The sequence below is a fragment of the Paenibacillus cisolokensis genome (genome assembly GCF_018403665.1).
In the GTDB taxonomy this organism is placed as follows: Bacteria; Bacillota; Bacilli; order Paenibacillales; family Paenibacillaceae; genus Paenibacillus_AH; species Paenibacillus_AH cisolokensis.
In genome coordinates this window covers 1-1,292 of record NZ_BOVJ01000224.1, presented here as the reverse complement: position 1 = coordinate 1,292, position 1,292 = coordinate 1, and the positions used below count along the sequence as shown (strand labels likewise).

The 1,292-nt window shown below is 50.5% G+C and carries 1 protein-coding gene; it reads right to left on the bottom strand.

Translation table 11 applies throughout. From position 1 onward, the window contains the following. Positions 1–2: 2 nt before the first annotated feature. Entirely contained in the window at positions 3–1,190 is a 1,188-nt protein-coding gene (locus PACILC2_RS24615; protein ID WP_054820369.1) for an IS256 family transposase, read from the bottom strand. Between the last annotated feature and the right edge of the window lie 102 nt (positions 1,191–1,292).

The following is a 1,292-nucleotide window of genomic DNA, read 5'->3' as shown; positions in this document are numbered from 1 at the left end:
TTTTATTCCACCGATGTTGCAGTCGTGGGATAACGCTCCTCGAACATCTGTACCAGCTTTTCCTTGACACCCGGCTGACCGAAACCAGTAGTGACGCGGTTAGCATAACGCTCGTTGTAGTCCATGATGTCGAGGTAAATGATCTTCTCCACCGCGTCGATATTGGTTAAGCTGTTCATCGGCTTCAGTCGCTTACGAAATTCTTTGTTCATTCGCTCGATTGGATTTGATGTATAGATGGCATTTTTAATCTGCGGCGGGTACTTGTAAAACGTCAGCAGCGTATCCAATTGCTCCTCCCAGGATTGAATCTCTTTCGGATACTTCTTGCCCCACTTGTCCTTGAACGTGTCGAAGGCAGCTAGGGCAAGTTCATGATCGAGTGCATGGTAGACCGTTTTCAGATCATCCAGAAACTCCGTCTTATCCTGCACGCGAATCTTGGGGAACGTCGAGCGCACCTTGTGTACAATGCAGTGTTGGACGTCGGCTTTCGGGTACACCTCTCGAAACGCATCATCGAGTCCGGGCAGGCCGTCAAACACGCCGAGAAGGACTTCTTGGGCACCGCGCTTGTACAGGTCTTTGAGGACATCCCGCCAGCCGTTGGCGCTCTCCTGACCGCCCACGTAAAATCCGAGAATCTGTCGGTGGCCATCCTCATCAATGCCCATGGCAAAATAGACGACCTCACCGCTGACACGGCTGCGTCGCAGCTTCACATACAGGCCATCTAAGTAGAGGACAGCATAGCGCTTCTGCAGCGGCCTGGATTGCCATTGCTGGATATCCTCCAGCACGGTCGCGGTAATGTTGCTGACGGTCGTGGGTGAATAGTGGCTGCCAAACATGCTCTCGATGAAGCGAGCGACGTCTCGCGTGCCCATGCCGGCTTTGTACATTTGGATCACCGCCTCTTCCAGCCAGCCATCTCGGCGTTGGTAAGGTTCGAATACATGCGTTTGAAACTCGCTGTTCCGATCCCGTGGTACACGGAGATCCTCGATCGTGCCGAACTTGGTCTGAAGAGAGCGCTGGTAGTATCCGTTCCGACTATTAGGCTTTTCTTGTTCATTCTCCATGAAGCTTTTGATTTCAGCTTTCATGATGGACTCCAGGTTCTCTTTAATAAACTGCGTGACAAGTTTTTCAAATAGATCTGCGAGCATATCTTGGTGTATAGTAGTCATGAGTAGGGTTCCTTTCTTGTGGTTTACGCACACTCCAAGATACCCTACTTTTTTGCGCCTGCAGGTCACAAATTCTGGTTACACAAACTATTGTACATCATC